The organism is Stenotrophomonas sp. NPDC077659 (genome assembly GCF_050268705.1).
In the GTDB taxonomy this organism is placed as follows: domain Bacteria; phylum Pseudomonadota; class Gammaproteobacteria; order Xanthomonadales; family Xanthomonadaceae; genus Stenotrophomonas.
Window position 1 is genome coordinate 1 of the sequence record NZ_JBNNHG010000038.1, and the last position, 15221, is coordinate 15221.

11 protein-coding genes are annotated in these 15221 nt (G+C 67.6%); 7 read left to right on the top strand and 4 right to left on the bottom strand.

Annotated elements, in window-relative coordinates; genetic code table 11:
• Positions 1 to 65: 65 nt before the first annotated feature.
• Positions 66 to 803: a pteridine reductase gene (locus ACQKDV_RS07940; protein WP_427783213.1), complete on the bottom strand. Its 738-nt coding sequence runs from the start codon at positions 801 to 803 to the stop codon at positions 66 to 68.
• Between the two features lie 58 nt (positions 804 to 861).
• On the opposite strand from ACQKDV_RS07940, the gene ACQKDV_RS07945 reads away from it, so the two are divergent.
• Both ACQKDV_RS07945 and ACQKDV_RS07950 read left to right on the top strand, forming a co-directional pair.
• Positions 862 to 2046, top strand: coding sequence for a class I SAM-dependent methyltransferase (locus tag ACQKDV_RS07945; RefSeq protein WP_427783235.1), 1185 nt, complete (start codon positions 862 to 864; stop codon positions 2044 to 2046).
• Positions 2043 to 2435, top strand: coding sequence for a VanZ family protein (locus ACQKDV_RS07950; protein WP_427783214.1), 393 nt, complete (start codon positions 2043 to 2045; stop codon positions 2433 to 2435). Before ACQKDV_RS07945 ends, ACQKDV_RS07950 begins: the two co-directional genes overlap by 4 nt.
• Before the next feature lie 142 nt (positions 2436 to 2577).
• Here ACQKDV_RS07950 and ACQKDV_RS07955 read toward each other — a convergent pair whose 3' ends face one another.
• The 3 genes from ACQKDV_RS07955 to ACQKDV_RS07965 all read right to left on the bottom strand — a co-directional run bounded on the left by ACQKDV_RS07955 (position 2578) and on the right by ACQKDV_RS07965 (position 8870).
• Positions 2578 to 4935, bottom strand: coding sequence for a beta-N-acetylhexosaminidase (locus ACQKDV_RS07955; protein WP_427783215.1), 2358 nt, complete (start codon positions 4933 to 4935; stop codon positions 2578 to 2580).
• 112 nt (positions 4936 to 5047) lie between these two features.
• Positions 5048 to 7708: a TonB-dependent receptor gene (locus ACQKDV_RS07960; protein ID WP_427783216.1), complete on the bottom strand. Its 2661-nt coding sequence runs from the start codon at positions 7706 to 7708 to the stop codon at positions 5048 to 5050.
• Positions 7709 to 7853: 145 nt separating this feature from the next.
• On the bottom strand, positions 7854 to 8870 hold the full coding sequence (locus ACQKDV_RS07965) for a glucokinase family protein (RefSeq protein WP_427783217.1): 1017 nt from the start codon (positions 8868 to 8870) through the stop codon (positions 7854 to 7856).
• Positions 8871 to 9245: 375 nt separating this feature from the next.
• On the opposite strand from ACQKDV_RS07965, the gene ACQKDV_RS07970 reads away from it, so the two are divergent.
• The 5 genes from ACQKDV_RS07970 to ACQKDV_RS07990 are packed head-to-tail and all read left to right on the top strand — an operon-like array spanning position 9246 to position 14894.
• On the top strand, positions 9246 to 10535 hold the full coding sequence (locus ACQKDV_RS07970; RefSeq protein ID WP_427783218.1) for a sugar MFS transporter: 1290 nt from the start codon (positions 9246 to 9248) through the stop codon (positions 10533 to 10535).
• Positions 10536 to 10574: 39 nt separating this feature from the next.
• The gene (locus ACQKDV_RS07975) at positions 10575 to 11642 is read left to right on the top strand and encodes a LacI family DNA-binding transcriptional regulator (RefSeq protein ID WP_427783219.1); all 1068 of its coding nucleotides are present in this window, start codon (positions 10575 to 10577) and stop codon (positions 11640 to 11642) included.
• 8 nt (positions 11643 to 11650) lie between these two features.
• Entirely contained in the window at positions 11651 to 12679 is a 1029-nt protein-coding gene (locus ACQKDV_RS07980) for an SIS domain-containing protein (RefSeq protein WP_427783220.1), read from the top strand.
• The gene (gene nagA / locus ACQKDV_RS07985) at positions 12679 to 13827 is read left to right on the top strand and encodes an N-acetylglucosamine-6-phosphate deacetylase (protein ID WP_427783221.1); all 1149 of its coding nucleotides are present in this window, start codon (positions 12679 to 12681) and stop codon (positions 13825 to 13827) included. Before ACQKDV_RS07980 ends, nagA begins: the two co-directional genes overlap by 1 nt.
• The gene (locus ACQKDV_RS07990; protein ID WP_427783222.1) at positions 13827 to 14894 is read left to right on the top strand and encodes an acyltransferase family protein; all 1068 of its coding nucleotides are present in this window, start codon (positions 13827 to 13829) and stop codon (positions 14892 to 14894) included. Before nagA ends, ACQKDV_RS07990 begins: the two co-directional genes overlap by 1 nt.
• The last annotated feature ends 327 nt before the right edge of the window (positions 14895 to 15221 follow it).

Genomic DNA, 15221 nt, shown 5'->3' on the forward strand with positions numbered 1-15221 from the left:
AGTAGCCGCTGCCGGCCGGGGCCACTTCGCAGTTCGGGAAGGTGCCGCCGCTGGCCGGCTCCATGTCAACTGACCGTACGCCCACCATCGACGCGCAGCGTGTGGCCGGTGACGAAGCTGGCCTCGGCCACCAGCCAGTAGACCGCCTCGGCGATCTCCTCGACGGTGCCGATGCGGGCCAGCGGCGTGCGCGCCAGCAGCGTCTCGCGGGCGAAATCATCCTTGCCCTGCTCCGGCCACAGGATCGCGCCCGGCGCCACGGCATTCACCCGCACTTTCGGTGCCAGTTCCAGCGCCAGCGAACGGGTGGCCATCTCCAGCGCGGCCTTGGCCATGGTGTAGGCGATGTGGTCGCGCATCGGGTCGGTGCCGTGCAGGTCGGTCAGGTTGACGATGCAGCCCTGCTGGCGACGAAGATGCGGTGCGGCGGCCTGTGACAGCAGCAGCGGCGCACGGGCGTTGACCGCGTAAAGCTCGTCCAGCGCCTCGGCGGTGACCTGGCCCAGCGGGGTCGGGAAGAAGTTGGAGGCGTTGTTGACCAGCGCATCCAGGCGGCCGAAGTGGGCCACGGCCTGTTCCACCAGGTCGGGCAGGGCATCGGCGTCACGCAGGTCGGCCTGCAGGGCCAGCACGCTGCCCGGGCGGATGTTTTCCAGGTCGAACGCGGCCTGCTGCAGCTCGGCGCTGGATGTGTGGGCGTGCAGCACCACCGACCAGCCACAGGCGTGGAACTGGCGGGCGATGGCCGCACCGATCCGGCGGGCGCTGCCGGTGATCAGGGCCACGGGGGCGGTGTCGCTCATGAGGGTCCTCCAAGGCTCGGCTATCCTGTGCACCATTGTCACCGCATTCGAAGACACCATGCAGCCCACCTTCCCCCTGCCCGACGCCGACGCCCTGGCCCACAGCGACCAGCTGGCGGCCGCCCTGCGGGCCGAAATCCTTGCGCAGGGCGGGGCGATCCCGTTCTCGCGCTTCATGGAGCTGTGCCTGTATGCCCCCGGCTGGGGCTACTACAGCGCCGGCGCCAGCAAGTTCGGTGGCAGTGGCGATTTCACCACCGCGCCCGAGCTCGGCAGCCTGTTCGCCGGAAGCGTGGCCAACGCACTGGCGCCGGTGTTCGCCCAGCTCGATGCGCAGGCGCGCATGCTGGAACTGGGCGGCGGCACCGGCGCCTTCGCCGAGGCCGTGCTGCTGCGGCTGGCCGAGCTGGACGCACTGCCGGCGCGCTACGCCATCCTCGAACCCAGTGCCGACCTGCGCCAGCGCCAGCAGCAGCGCCTGCAGCAGAATCTGCCGGCCGAGCTGGCCAGCCGGGTGGAGTGGGTTGATCGGCCGTTCGATGACGACTGGAACGGCGTGGTGTTTGCCAACGAAGTGATCGACGCGCTGCCGACCCCGCGCTTCCTCATCAAGGATGGCGAGGTCTACGAAGAGACCGTCGAGCTGGATGGCGATGGCAACTTCATGCGCGGCGCGCAGCCGGCCGACGTGCTGCTCAACGGTGCCGTGCGGCACCTCGAGCGCTATCTGGAAAAGCCCTTCGCCGATGGCTACCGTTCCGAAGTGCTGCCGCAGCTGCCGTACTGGCTGCAGGCGGTGGCCGGCGGCCTGCAGCGCGGCGCGATGCTGTTCGTCGATTACGGCTACAACCGTGGCGAGTTCTACCAGCACGACCGCGATGACGGCACCGTGCGGGCGTTCTATCGGCACCATGTGCACAACGAGGTCTACCGCTGGCCGGGCCTGCAGGACATCACCGCATCGGTGGATTTCACCGCGATGGCCGAGGCCGGCCTGCACGGTGGGTTCGAACTGGCCGGTTACTGCAGCCAGTCCAGTTTCCTGCTGGGCAACGGCCTTGACCAGGTGCTGGTGCTGGCCGAGGAGCGTACCGATGAAGTGGGCCGCATCCAGCTGCGTGACCAGGTGAAGAAGCTGACCCTGCCGACCGGGATGGGCGAGCGTTTCCAGGTGATCGGCCTGCAGCGTGCGGTGGACTTCGAACCGGCCTTCGAACTGGGTGACCTGAGCTGGCGCCTGTGAGTGCCGCGTTGCAGGTGATCAAGCCGCTGCGCCGGCCGCGGCTGTGGATGGCGCTGTGGCTGCTGGCAGTGCTGGTGGTGATCGTGGTCTGCCTGATCCCGCCGCCGCCGATCGACCTGCCGGAGAACGGCGACAAGGTCGAGCACTTCCTGGCCTACTTCATCCTGTCCGGCAGCGCGGTGCAGTTGTTCCGCCGTGGCAGCCCGCTGCTGTGGGCGGGGGTGGGCCTGGTGGTGATGGGCGTGGGCATCGAGTTCGCACAGGGCGCGCTGACCGCCACCCGAAGTGCCGACCCGATGGATGCGCTGGCCAATACGGTGGGCGTGCTGTCGGGCCTGGCGACCGCGCTGACCCCGCTGCGCGACCTGCTGCTGCGCTGGCGGGGCTGAGCGCCTTGTAGAGCCGAGCCCATGCTCGGCTTTCCCGTGGAAAAGCAGCCGAGCACAGGCTCGGCTCTACAGAAGATCGACGCCACGCGTGGATGCTGCACCGGTAGAGCCGAGCCCATGCTCGGCTCCACCGTGTCCTGCATCATTTCTGCAGCGTCACCTCATCCAGCACCCACATCGCCGGGCGCGTATCGCCGGTGAAGTTGATGCACAGATCATCCGTGCCCGACACACCCTTCGGTAGTGCCGCACGCAGGGTGACGAAGCCATCGGCATCGGTGCTGGCCGGCAGCGGCACCTGGGCCACGACTTTGCCGGTGCAGTCGCCGCGACGGATCAGCATCTCGCCGTTGCGGCTCTTGGCCTTCTCGAACTTCCGCGCGGGCTCATCGTGGGCCAGCTGGAAGTAGTACGGAATGCGCCCGGCCCGTACCTCCACGCTGCCGATGCCATCAAGCTGCGCCGCCGGCCAGCGCCAGCACGGCTGGAAGATATCCACCGTGAACACCGTGCGCGCGCCTTCGCGCGGGCCATCGTCTTCCAGGCGCAGCACCAGGCCCTTTTCGCCCACGCAGCTGCGCAGTTCCTGGCTGTGGCGGCTGAGCAGCGACTGCGCGGTGAACGACGCCACCGTCGGTGCTGCTGCCAGTGGCTGGCCCTGGAAGAACGCGGCGGCCTGCACGGTGGCCGGCAGCGGCTGGGTCAGCGGCTGGCGGTAAAGCGGCGAGGTGGCCGATACCGGCGTGCCATCGGTGCTGTAGCGCACTTCATAGCCCAGCGGGTTGGCCAGCGACACGGTCACCGTGTTCGCGGTGCGGTCATCGGTATGGCCCACGCCCACTTCGAACGGGGTCTGCGCATAGGCCAGGCCCCAGGCGCGGTAGCGCTGCAGCTGTGCGGGCAGGCGGGCGAGGAAATCGCGGAAATCACGATGCTCCGGCTCGCTCCAACCGGTTTCGGCCACCGCCGCCAGGCGCGGGAAAAGGTTGTGCTGCAGGCGTGCGTAGCTGCGCGTGTGCTCGGTGAACATGTTCGCCTGCAGGCCGAGGATGTGCCCGCGCTTGTCGGCGGCCAGCTCGGCCGGCACCGGCTCGAAGGCGTACAGCTTGGCCAGGTTGACCTGGGTCGGGCGGCCCGGTGGCTCATTGGGCGAACCGGTCTGCAGGTAATCCAGGTACAGGTGGGTGACCGGGGACATCACCACGTCGTGGCCGCTGCTGGCCGCGGCCAGGCCGCCTTCGGTGCCGCGCCAGGACATCACCGTGGCCTGCGGTGGCAGGCCGCCTTCGAGAATCTCGTCCCAGCCGATCAGGCGGCGGTCGTGCGCTTCCAGGAAGGTTTCCAGCCGTTTGATGATGTGGCTCTGCATGGCCATCTCATCCTTGATGCCCAGCTGGCGCATGCGCTGCTGTACCTGCTTCGAGGCAATCCACTGGTCCTTGACCGCTTCATCGCCGCCGACGTGCACGTACTTGGCCGGGAACAGCTGGATCACTTCTTCCAGCACGTTCTCCAGGAACTGCACGGTGCTGTCTTCGGTATTGAACAGGTTCGGGAACACACCCCATTCGCTGATCGGCTTCAGCGGGGTGCTGATCGAACCCAGTTCCGGGTAGGCGGCGATGGCGGCGGTGGCGTGGCCGGGCACGTCGATCTCCGGAATCACCTGGATATGCAGCTTGGCCGCATAGGCGATCACTTCGCGGATCTGCTCCTGCGTGTAGAAACCGCAGTACGGGTATTCCTGCCCGGTTACCGGATCGATGCCGCCATCGCCGGCCGGCAGGCGGCAGCTGCCCACTTCGGTCAGCTTCGGGTAGCGCTTGATCTCCATGCGCCAGCCCTGGTCATCGGTCAGATGCCAGTGGAAGGTGTTGAGCTTGTGCGCGGCCATCGCATCGAGCACGCGCTTGATTTCGTCCAGGCTCTGGAAGTGGCGCGCCGAGTCGAGCATGAAGCCGCGCCAGACAAAGCGCGGCGCATCCTGGATCTGTACGGCCGGCAGCGCGCCCTGGCTGCCGCCGGTGGCCAGCTGGGCCAGCGTGGTGGCGCCATAGAACAGGCCGGTTTCGTTGCCGGCCTGCACCAGCACGCCCTGCGCGGTGCTTTCCAGCGTGTAGCCCTCGCCGCTGTCGCGGAAGGTGGGGATGATCTGGAAGCGGATGCCACCGGCCTTGGCTGCGGCCTTGCCGGTGGCGAGCACCAGGTGCGGGCCGCCGCTGCGGGCGAGCAGATCGGCGAACTGGCCCGCCACGCGCTGCTCGGCGTCGCTGTCGGCGCGCAGCGCCGTGCCTGCGGCCACGGTGATGCCAGCACCCTTGCCAGGCTGCACGTTGGCCGGTGCGGGGATCAGCATCAGGCTGTCGGCGCGCAGCTGCGGGCCGGGGCCGGTATCCAGTGCCGGGGCATCAGCAGCCAGCGCCGGCAAGGCGGGCAGGGCGGCCAGCAGGGCGCCCAGCAGCAGAAGGCAGGGCATCCTGGCGCGGGTGGGCTTCGTCATCGGAAGGACTCCTTGGATCGGGTGCGATGTTCGCTATACATGAAAAACGCCGGGCCCGGAATGACCCAGGCCCGGCGTGCGTGCACGACTCGGCGGTGGAGCTGCCGGTGGATCAGTATTTGAAGCGGAAGTTCAGGTAGTACTGGCGACCGTTGCTGTAGAACGAGGTCGGGATGGCCGCGGTCTGGTAGTACTTGTAGGTCGGGTTGTTGAGGTTCAGCGCATCCAGGCTGACGCTCAGCCAGTCGGTCGCCTTGTAGCTCAGCGAGGCCGACAGCGTGCCGAAATCATCCTGGTAGTACGGGTTGGTGCCCGACAGGCTGATCAGGAACGAAGAGCGGTAGGTGTAGCTGACGCGGGCGCCGAAGCGCTCGTTCTCGAAGTACGCACCGACGTTGTAGGTGTTCTTCGAGGTGCCCAGCAGGTTGTGCGAACCGTCCGACCAGGTGTGCGCGGTCGTGCCGTTGGCGTAGGTGTAGTTGGCGTTGAAGCCGAAGTACTCGCCGATCGGCTGTTCGTAGGCCACTTCCACGCCGGTCACCTTGCCGTCGGCGTTGATCGGGGTGGAGATCTGGTAGGTCTCGAGCTGGTTGGTCAGTTCGCTGTACAGCTGGCGCGAGACCACGTCGAAGGCGATGTAGTCCTTCATGTCCATGTGGTACGCACCCACCGACAGCAGGCCGCGCGGCATGAAGTACCACTCCAGGTTCGCGTCCAGGTTGGTCGACAGGGTCGGCTTCAGGTTCGGGTTGCCGCCGCCGCCGGTCTTGTTCAGATCCGAGCCCCAGGATGAGGTGCCCAGCGCCGAGTAGTCCGGCAGGGTCTGGGTCTGCGATGCGGCCACGCGCAGCACCAGCTTGTCGTCCAGATCGAACTTGATGTTCGCGCTCGGCAGCACGCGGTTGCGCTTGTTCTGGAAGGCGGTGCGTTCCCACATGCCGAACAGGCTGCTGACGTCGGCATCGGCGGCGTTGCTCACCGCGTTGTAGGTGTCGATGTCCTGCTTGATGTTGACGTAGCGCAGGCCGACGTTGCCGCTCCACCAGTCGCCGCTGAAGTTGGCCTGCACGTAGCCGGCGAAGTTCTTCTCCTTCACCTTCCACTCGGCGCCATAGTTGTGGCGACCGGTCGGGCCATCGTTGCCGGCCAGCCAGGTGGAGTTGTTGATGATCGCGCTCTTCAGCGCATCCGGCGTGTAGTACCAGATGTTGCGCGGGAAGGTGCCGCCGATGTCACCGGCGAAGCCGCTGGGGTAGTTGCCGGTGGCGCTGCCGCGCAGGGCCGACCAGATGTCGCCCGGGGTGGCGCCTTCCGGCGACAGGGCTTCGCGTTCGTGGTCGGCGAAGCGCACGCCGAAGTCGATCGAGTTCAGTGCGCCGGTGCCGAAGTACTGGCTGAAGTCCAGGGTGGCCCAGTTTTCCTCGTCCTCGGCGCGCACCAGCTGGTTGCCCCAGGTACCGAAGCTGGTCACGCCCGTCGGGCTGATGTCACCGCCGATGTTCCAGTCCACCGGCGAACCGGCGCCGTGGGTGGCCCAGCTGGCGCCGCCGCCCTGGCCCACGGTGACTTCGGCGATGAACTGGCGCGGGGTCTCGCCGGTGCCCTTGGTGGTACCGGCCTGGAACTTCATGCCCAGGTTGTCGGTGATCTGCCAGTCTGCGTCGAAGGTGACGTAGTTGGTCTTGGCCGTGGCTTCACGGTAGATCATGTCGTAGACACCGTAGTTGGTGCCCGGCACGCCGGCGTAGGTGGCGTTGCTGAGCACGCCGTCGGTGACGGTGTAGCCCGGGTTCGGTGCCTGCGACTTGGCGAAGTTGCCGCCCCACAGCATGAAGTTGCGGTTGTAGTTGTTGGCTTCCAGCTTGGAGGAGAAGCCACTCAGTGACAGGTCCAGGGTATCGGTCGGCTTGAACTGGATGGTGACCAGGCCGCCCTTGCGCTCGCGGGTCTGTTCGAACAGGGTCGAGCCCAGCAGGCCCGGCACGTTCACGCCGATCAGGTCCGGGTTGCTGATGCCCACCGGATCGGTGGCGGCGATCTTGCTGAAGCCGCCCGGGATTTCCTGTGCCTCGCGGCGCAGTTCGCGCTTCTGGTAGAAGGCCTGCAGCATCACGCCGAAGTTGTTGGCGTCGTTCTTGAAGTTGAACAGGGCCGAGTACTGCGGATCGGTCGACTTGGCCTGGTCCGAACGCACCGCGCCCACCGAGGCTTCAGCGCTGAAAGGCTTGGCGAATTCCAGCGGCTTGCGGGTGATGATGTTGACCGTACCGGTGGTGCCGCCGTCCTGCAGCTTGGCCTGCGAGGACTTGTTCACTTCCACCGAGCTGACCAGTTCGGACGGCAGCAGCGAGTAGCTGACGCTGCGGCCGACGTTGTTGCCCTGGCTGAGCACGAACCAGTCGGCCGAACCGACGGTGTGGCCATTGATGAGGGTCTGGGTCAGGCTCGGGCTGGTGCCGCGCAGGCTGACACGGTCGGCTTCGTCGAAGCCGCCTTCGTCGGCGCTGGCCGAGCTGATGTTGACGCCGGGCAGGCGCTGCAGGGTGTCGGCAACGTTGTGCGCTGGCAGCTTGCCCACGTCCTCGGCGGTGACCACTTCAACGCGGGCGTTGGCTTCGCGCTTGGTGTCCAGCGATTTTTCCATCGAACCGCGGATGCCGGTGACGGTCACGGTATCCAGGTCGGTGGCGGTGGGAGCGGCCTGCTGCGCGTGCGCGCTGAAGGCGATGCAGCTGACGATGGCAGCCGAAAGCAGGGTCTTGCGGGTGTTCATGATGTCTCTCCTCATCACTCGATTGGATGCCGATGGCAATGTTCGATTGCGGTTGCGAAGACGTGCGCGGGGCGACGGCGATGTCCCGTGCGTTGGCGTGCCACGTACTGCGTGCTGCGATTGCGTTGAAAGCGGTCGTGCAGGTTCAGGCGTTGGCGTGGAGCAGGAACCAGCTGGCGGCGCCGATGACGCCCAGCTGCCCGTGCTCGACCACCTTCACCGGGATGCGTGCCAGCGCTTCGCCCATCGGTCCCTTCTGCAGGTAACGTTCGACGAAGGTGCTGGCATGCAGGTATTCGCGGATCTGCGGCAGGATGCCGCCGGCCAGGTAGACACCGCCCTGGGCGCCATAGAACAGCGCCATGTCGCCGATGGTGCTGCCGAGCAGGCCGCAGAACACATCCAACGCCTGGCGGGCGAGGGCATCGCTGCCCGCCATCGCCGCGGCGGTCACCGCATCGGGGCTGGCCAGCACCGGCGTCTGCCCCTGCAGTGCACAGATGGCGTGGTACAGGTTCATCAGGCCGGGGCCGGACAGCGCATGTTCGATCGACACGTGCGCGCGGTCGCGCTGCATGTGGCGGACGATGGCCATTTCCAGTTCGGTGCTGGCGGCCAGCGTCGGCTGGCCGGCTTCGGTGGCCAGCACCACCGGGCCATTCGGCGTCGGGATCCACAGCGCCGCACCCAGGCCGGTGCCGGGGCCGACCACCAGGGTCGGGCCGCGCGGAGCGGTGTCCGGGCCGCACAGGTGCAGCACGCCGCTGGCATCGACCTGCGCAGCCGCGTAAGCAACCGCTTCGAAGTCATTGACGATGTGCACGTGCTGCAGGCCGACGTCGGCTTCCACCTGGCGGGCCGACAGCGGCCACGGCAGGTTGGCGGTGATCACCGTGCCATCCTCGCGGGCGAAGCCGGCGGTGGCGACCACGCACTGGCTGGGCCGCGCGCTGTCACCGAGGAAGTCGGAGAGGATCGCGCTCAGGCCGGCGTAGTCCGCGTTGCGGTACTTGCGGTACTCCAGCAGCTGCACCGGGTGGGCCTCGTCGCCACTGGCCTGTGCCCGTGCCACGCGCACATGGGTGCCACCGACGTCGGCAGCCAGGAACGAGGGCGCGACGCGGGACAGGACATGGGCCGGGGCGGGATGGCTGGCGGTCACGCGGGCTCCTGCTGAAGGTGAGAGCCGGACCCACGAAAGGCCCGGCGATTGGGCGGAGTCTGTAGCTGCGCTGACAACGATGTCAACGAGTTCGTGACATTTTCGTTGCTGCGCCGCAACGAATGAGAAATACCGTAAACGTTTACATGATGTGAAGGTGGCGGTCGCTCTCAACCCGTTGTGCCATGGGCCACGAGGGTCAGAGCGCATTCAGGGCGATGCGCGGGCGACCCCTTGCGCAGTGCAGCACGGCAGCATCGGGTCTTCGCAATCAAGTTGACAAACCGCTGCGCTCCGTCGAAAGAATGTGACAACGTTGTTCCCAGCCACTCTCCGACACCGCCTTCTGCGGTCGTCGCCGCAGGAGCCCACCTGATGTCCGCCGTCACTGCTGCAAGCGCGCGTCCGAACGTTGCCGCCTCCATCGCCATCGTCGGCGTGCTGTTCTTCCTGATCGGCTTCTTCACCTGGCTCAACGGCCCGTTGATCACCTTCGTCAAACTCGCTTTCGAGCTGAGCGAGGTCGGCGCCTTCCTGGTGCTGATGGTGTTCTACCTGTCCTACTTCTTCCTGGCCCTGCCGTCTTCGTGGATCCTGCGCCGCACCGGCATGAAGAAGGGCCTGAGCCTGAGCCTGCTGGTGATGGCGGCCGGGGCGGCACTGTTCGGCGAGTTCGCCACCCAGCGCTGGTACCCCGGTGCGCTGGGCGGCCTGTTCGTGATCGGCAGCGGCCTGGCCCTGCTGCAGACCGCCATCAACCCCTACATTTCCATCCTCGGCCCGATCGAAACGGCCGCGCGTCGCATCGCGCTGATGGGCATCTGCAACAAGATCGCCGGCATGCTGGCGCCGGTGCTGATCGGCACGCTGGTGCTGCACGGCATCGGCGATCTGTCGGCCAGCGTGGCCGCAGCAGACGAAGCCACCAAGGCGCAGCTGCTCAACGAATTTGCCGCCAAGATCCACGCCCCGTACCTGGCCATGGCCGGCGTACTGGTGGTGCTGGCGGTGGCGGTGCTGTTCTCGCCGCTGCCGGAAATCAAGCCGTCCGAAGCCAATGCCACACCCGTCGCGCCAGGCGCGGCCGAGCGCCGCAGCATCTTCCAGTTCCCGCACCTGTGGCTGGGCGTGCTGTGCCTGTTCGTGTACGTCGGCGTGGAAGTGATGGCCGGTGATGCCATCGGTACGTATGGCCATGGCTTCGATCTGCCGCTGGACCAGACCAAGATGTTCACCTCGCTGACCCTGTTCGCCATGCTCATCGGCTACGTGGTCGGCCTGGCGTTGATTCCGAAGATGGTTTCGCAGTCGCGTTACCTGACCGTTTCGGCGGTGCTGGGCGTGCTGTTCTGCCTGGGCGCGTGGGCCACCCACGGCTATGTCTCGGTGGCCTTCGTGGCGCTGCTGGGCTTCGCCAACGCCATGATGTGGCCGGCCATCTTCCCGCTGGCCATCCGCGGCCTGGGCCGTTTCACCGAAACCGGCTCGGCCCTGCTGGTGATGGGCATTGCCGGCGGCGCGATCATTCCGCAGCTGTTTGCCGTGCTCAAGCAGCACATCGATTTCCAGCTGGTGTTCGTGCTGCTGATGGTGCCGTGCTACCTCTACATCCTGTTCTACTCGGTGGTCGGCCATCGCGCCGGCCTGCCGCAGGACCAGGGCTGATCGGCGATGATGGACGGCAGCCAACCCCAGGGAAAACCGATGCGCAGAGCGACCATCAAGGACGTTGCCGAAAAGGCCAAGGTCTCGCTGAAGACGGTGTCGCGGGTCATCAACAACGAACCGTCGGTGATGCAGGCCACCCGTGCGCGGGTGCTGCGTGCCATCGCCGAACTCGACTACGAACCTGATCCGTCGGCGCGCAATCTGCGCAGTGGTACTACGTTCGTGATCGGGCTGGTGTATGACAACCCCAACCCGTACCACATCATCGGCGTGCAGAACGGTGTGCTGGCCGCGTGCCGCGAAACCGGCTTCGGCCTGCAGATCCACCCGTGTGATTCCAGCTCGCCGATGCTGGCCGATGAACTGGCCGACTGGGTGCAGCGTTCGCGGCTGGCCGGGCTGGTGCTGACCGCGCCGATGTCCGAGCGCCGCGACCTGATCCAGACGCTGACCGCACGCGGCATCAAGCTGGTGCGGATCATTGCCGCCACTGAGGATCCGGCCGACGGTGCCTGCGTGTTCGTCGATGACCGCGAGGCGGCCTACGAGGTTACCGAGCACCTGATCCAGCTTGGCCACCAGCGCATCGGCTTCCTCTGGGGCGGCTCCTCGCACCGTTCCTCCGGCGAACGCTACGCCGGCTACGAGGCGGCGCTGAAGGACTACGGCATGACCGTGGACAAGCATCTGGTGGTGCAGGGCGATTACACCTTCGACGATGGCTTCCGCGGTGCGCGCCGCCTGCTGGCGTTGCGTGAACCGCCCACTGCCATCTTCGGTTCCAACGATGAAATCGCAGCCGGCGTGCTGGCGGCGGCCAAGTCGGCCGGCATGAACGTGCCCTACGACCTGTCCATCGCCGGCTTCGAGGACAGCCCGTTCTCGCGCCAGTCGTGGCCCCCGCTGACCACCGCCAAGCAGGCCACCGAAGACATCGCCCGCCACGCCGCGCGGCTGCTGATCGCGCAGCTGCGCAGCGATGCCTATGACGATGCGCCGGCCGCGCTGCAGAACCAGGGCTTCGTGCCGCAGCTGGTGGTGCGTGGTTCCACCGCACCGATGCGCCCGGCCGGCGCTCGCCCCCTTCCTTCCGATCCCGCCTGAGCCCCGACATGTCGCTGTCCGACCCCACTGCCACCCTGATGTTCGCCGAGGCTGCCGAAGCGGCCGACGTGGTTGCCCGCCAGTTCGCCCGCAATCACACCGTCATGGAAACGCTGGCCGCCAGCCTGCGCGCGGCACCGCCACCGTTCGTGGTGACCTGCGCGCGTGGCAGTTCCGACCATGCCGCCACCTACGGCAAGTACCTGCTGGAAACCCAGCTGGGCCTGGTGGTGGCCTCGGCATCGCCGTCGGTGGGTTCGGTCTACGCCGCACCGCTGCAGCTGCGCGGTGCACTGTTCATCGTCATCTCGCAGTCGGGCAAGAGCCCGGATCTGCTGCGCAATGCCGAGGCGGCCAAGGCTTCCGGTGCGCGCGTGGTGGCGCTGGTGAACGTGGAAGATTCGCCGCTTGCGCAGCTGGCCGATACGGTCATCCCGCTGCACGCCGGTGCCGAGAAGAGCGTGGCGGCCACCAAGAGCTACCTGGCCTCGCTGGCCGCGCTGCTGCAGCTGGCCGCTTACTGGAAGCAGGACAGCAGCCTGCGCAACGCGCTCGACCTGCTGCCCGACGCGCTGCGCGAGGCATGGCAGTGCGACTGGAGTGCGGTCAGTGACGGCCTGGTCGACGCTACCAACCTGTTCGTGCTCGCCCGTGGCCTCGGTCTGGGCGCGGCGCAGGAAGCGGCATTGAAGTTCAAGGAAACCTGCAGCCTGCACGCCGAGGCCTACAGCTCGGCCGAGGTCAAGCACGGCCCGATGGCGCTGGTCGGCCGTGGCTTCCCGGTGCTGGCCTTCGCCCAGCCCGATGAAACCGGCGCCGGTACGCGCGCGGTGGTGGAGGAATTCAGTGCGCGTGGCGCGCAGGTCTGGCTGGCCGGTGCTGGTGGCAACCTGCCCGTGGCGGTCGCGCCGCACCCGCTGTGCGCGCCGCTGCTGACCGTGCAGAGCTTCTACCGTGCCATCAACACGCTGGCGATCCGCCGCGGCTTCAACCCTGACCTGCCGCCGCACCTGAACAAGGTCACGGAGACGGTCTGATGGCCACGGTCCTGCGCAACGCGCGCATTCTTGCCGGCGATGACTTCCGCGATGATCTGGCGCTGGTGATCGAGGACGGCCGCATCATCGCGCTGCTGCCCGATGCCGCGCCGCAGCTGGGCCAGGCCGACGAACAGGTGGACCTGGGCGGCGGCTGGCTGCTGCCGGGCTTCATCGATGTGCAGGTCAACGGTGGTGGCGGCGTGCTGTTCAACAACACGCCCGACGTGGCCGCTCTGCGCACCATCGCGCAGGCCCACCGGCGCTTCGGCACCACCGCGATGCTGCCCACCCTGATCAGCGACGACGTGGACGTGATGCGCCAGGCCATCGCCGCCCTGCGCGAGGCCATCGCGCAGGGCGTGCCCGGCGTCATCGGCATCCATCTGGAAGGCCCGTACATCGCCCCGGCGCGCAAGGGCACCCACGATGCGAGCAAGTTCCGCGTGCCCGATGCCGAGGAGATCGCGCTGGCCGCGTCGCTGGACAACGGCGTGACCCTGCTGACCCTGGCACCGGAACGGGTGCCGCTTGAGACCATCCGCGCGCTGGTCGAGCGCGGGGTGATCGTGGCCGCCGGGCATACTGCCGGCACCTATGAAGAGATCCGCGACGGGCTGGATGCCGGCGTGCGTGGCTTCACCCACCTGTACAACGCGATGTCGCCGTTGCAGGGCCGCGAGCCCGGCGCCGTCGGTGCCGCGCTGGAGGACCGCGACAGCTGGATCGGCATCATCGTCGATGGCGTGCATGTGCACCCGGCCAGCCTGCGCGTGGCGCTGGCGGCCAAGCCGCGCGGCCGTTTGCTGCTGGTGACCGACGCGATGCCGCCGGTGGGTGCGGATGACCCCAGCTACGTGCTGTACGGTGAAACCATCACCGCCGTCGACGGCGTGGTGCGCAATGCCGCCGGTGCACTGGCGGGCTCGGCGCTGGACATGGCCACGGCGGTGCGCAACACCGTGCGGCTGCTCGGCCAGCCGCTGGCCGAGGCGGCGCGCATGGCATCCACCTATCCGGCGCAGTTCCTCAACGTGGATGATCGCCTGGGCCACATCGCCGAGGGTTACCAGGCTGATCTGGTGCTGCTGGACGATGCCCTGCAGGTGCGCGGCACCTGGATTGCCGGACAGTACGAGGCTGCCTGATGAACACGTTGCCGCCACGCCGGCTGGGCGCGATCGATGCCCTGCGCGGGCTCACCGTGGCGGCCATGCTGCTGGTCAACAACCCCGGTGACTGGAGCGCGGTGTTCGCACCGTTGCGCCATTCCGAGTGGCATGGCTGCACGCCCACCGATCTGGTGTTTCCGTTCTTCCTGTTCCTGGTAGGCGTGTCGATGGCCTTCAGCGTGGTGCCGCGCGCGCAGGAGCGTGCGGCACGTCCAGCGCTGGTACGTGGCGTGCTCGAACGCGCGCTGCGCATCGCCATCGCCGGCGTGCTGCTGCATCTTCTGGTGTGGTGGGCGCTGCATACGCATCACTTCCGCATCTGGGGCGTCCTGCAGCGTATCGCGCTGTGTGCGGCCGTGGTCGGCGTGGTGGCGGTGTACGCGCGGCCGCGCACGCAGGCCGCGCTGCTGGTTGTACTGCTGGTGGGCTATGCGGTGCTGCTGCTGGGCATCGGTGATCTGGCGCCTTGGACCAACCCGGCCAGCCGCTTGGATACCGCCCTGTTCGCGCCCTACGTCTACCAGTGGCACGCCGATACCGGGCTGGGCCACGACCCGGAAGGCCTGCTGAGCAGCTTCGGCGCGCTGGCCAGCACCGTGCTGGGCCTGCTGGCCGGTGGCCTGCTGCGCAACGGCCGCGCCACCGCGCTGGCGGGGCTGGGGGCGGCGGCTGCCGTGCTGGGCCTGCTGCTGGCCACCGTGCTGCCGCTGAACAAGCAGCTGTGGACGCCGAGCTACGTGCTGTGGACCGGCGGCCTGGCTGCCGTGGCGCTGTGGCTGGGCTACCTGCTGATCGACCGCAGGGGCTGGCCCGCGCTGGGCCGCCGTTTCGGTGTGAATGCCATCACCGCCTACCTGGGTGCGTCGGTGATGTCGGTGGTCCTGCTGGCCAGCGGTGCCTGGGGTTGGGTGTGGCAGCAGCTGGCGGCGGCCATGCCGGGCGCGCTGGAACTGGCGTCGATGCTGCAGGCGCTGGCCTTCGTGGCGCTGTGGTGGGGCGTGGCGTGGTGGCTGGACCGGCGTCGCGTTTACCTGAAGATCTGAGGCGGGCGCGGCCGGCGGCGCGCATCCACGCATGGCGTGGATCTACCGCCATACGCTTCGGTGGGTCCACGCCACGCGTGGATGCACGCGCCCGATGCCCCACCGGTAGATCCACGCCATGCGTGGATGCACGCGCCCGGTGCCCCTCCGGTAGATCACGCCATGCGTGGATGCACGCGCCCGATGCCCCACCGGTAGATCCACGCCATGCATGGATGACGCGCCCGATGCCCCACCGGTAGATCCACGCCATGCGTGGATGCTTCATGCGGCAATCGTTGAATAGCTGAATCCCTTCATGCAGATGCAGCTCGCGTGAGGTCACCG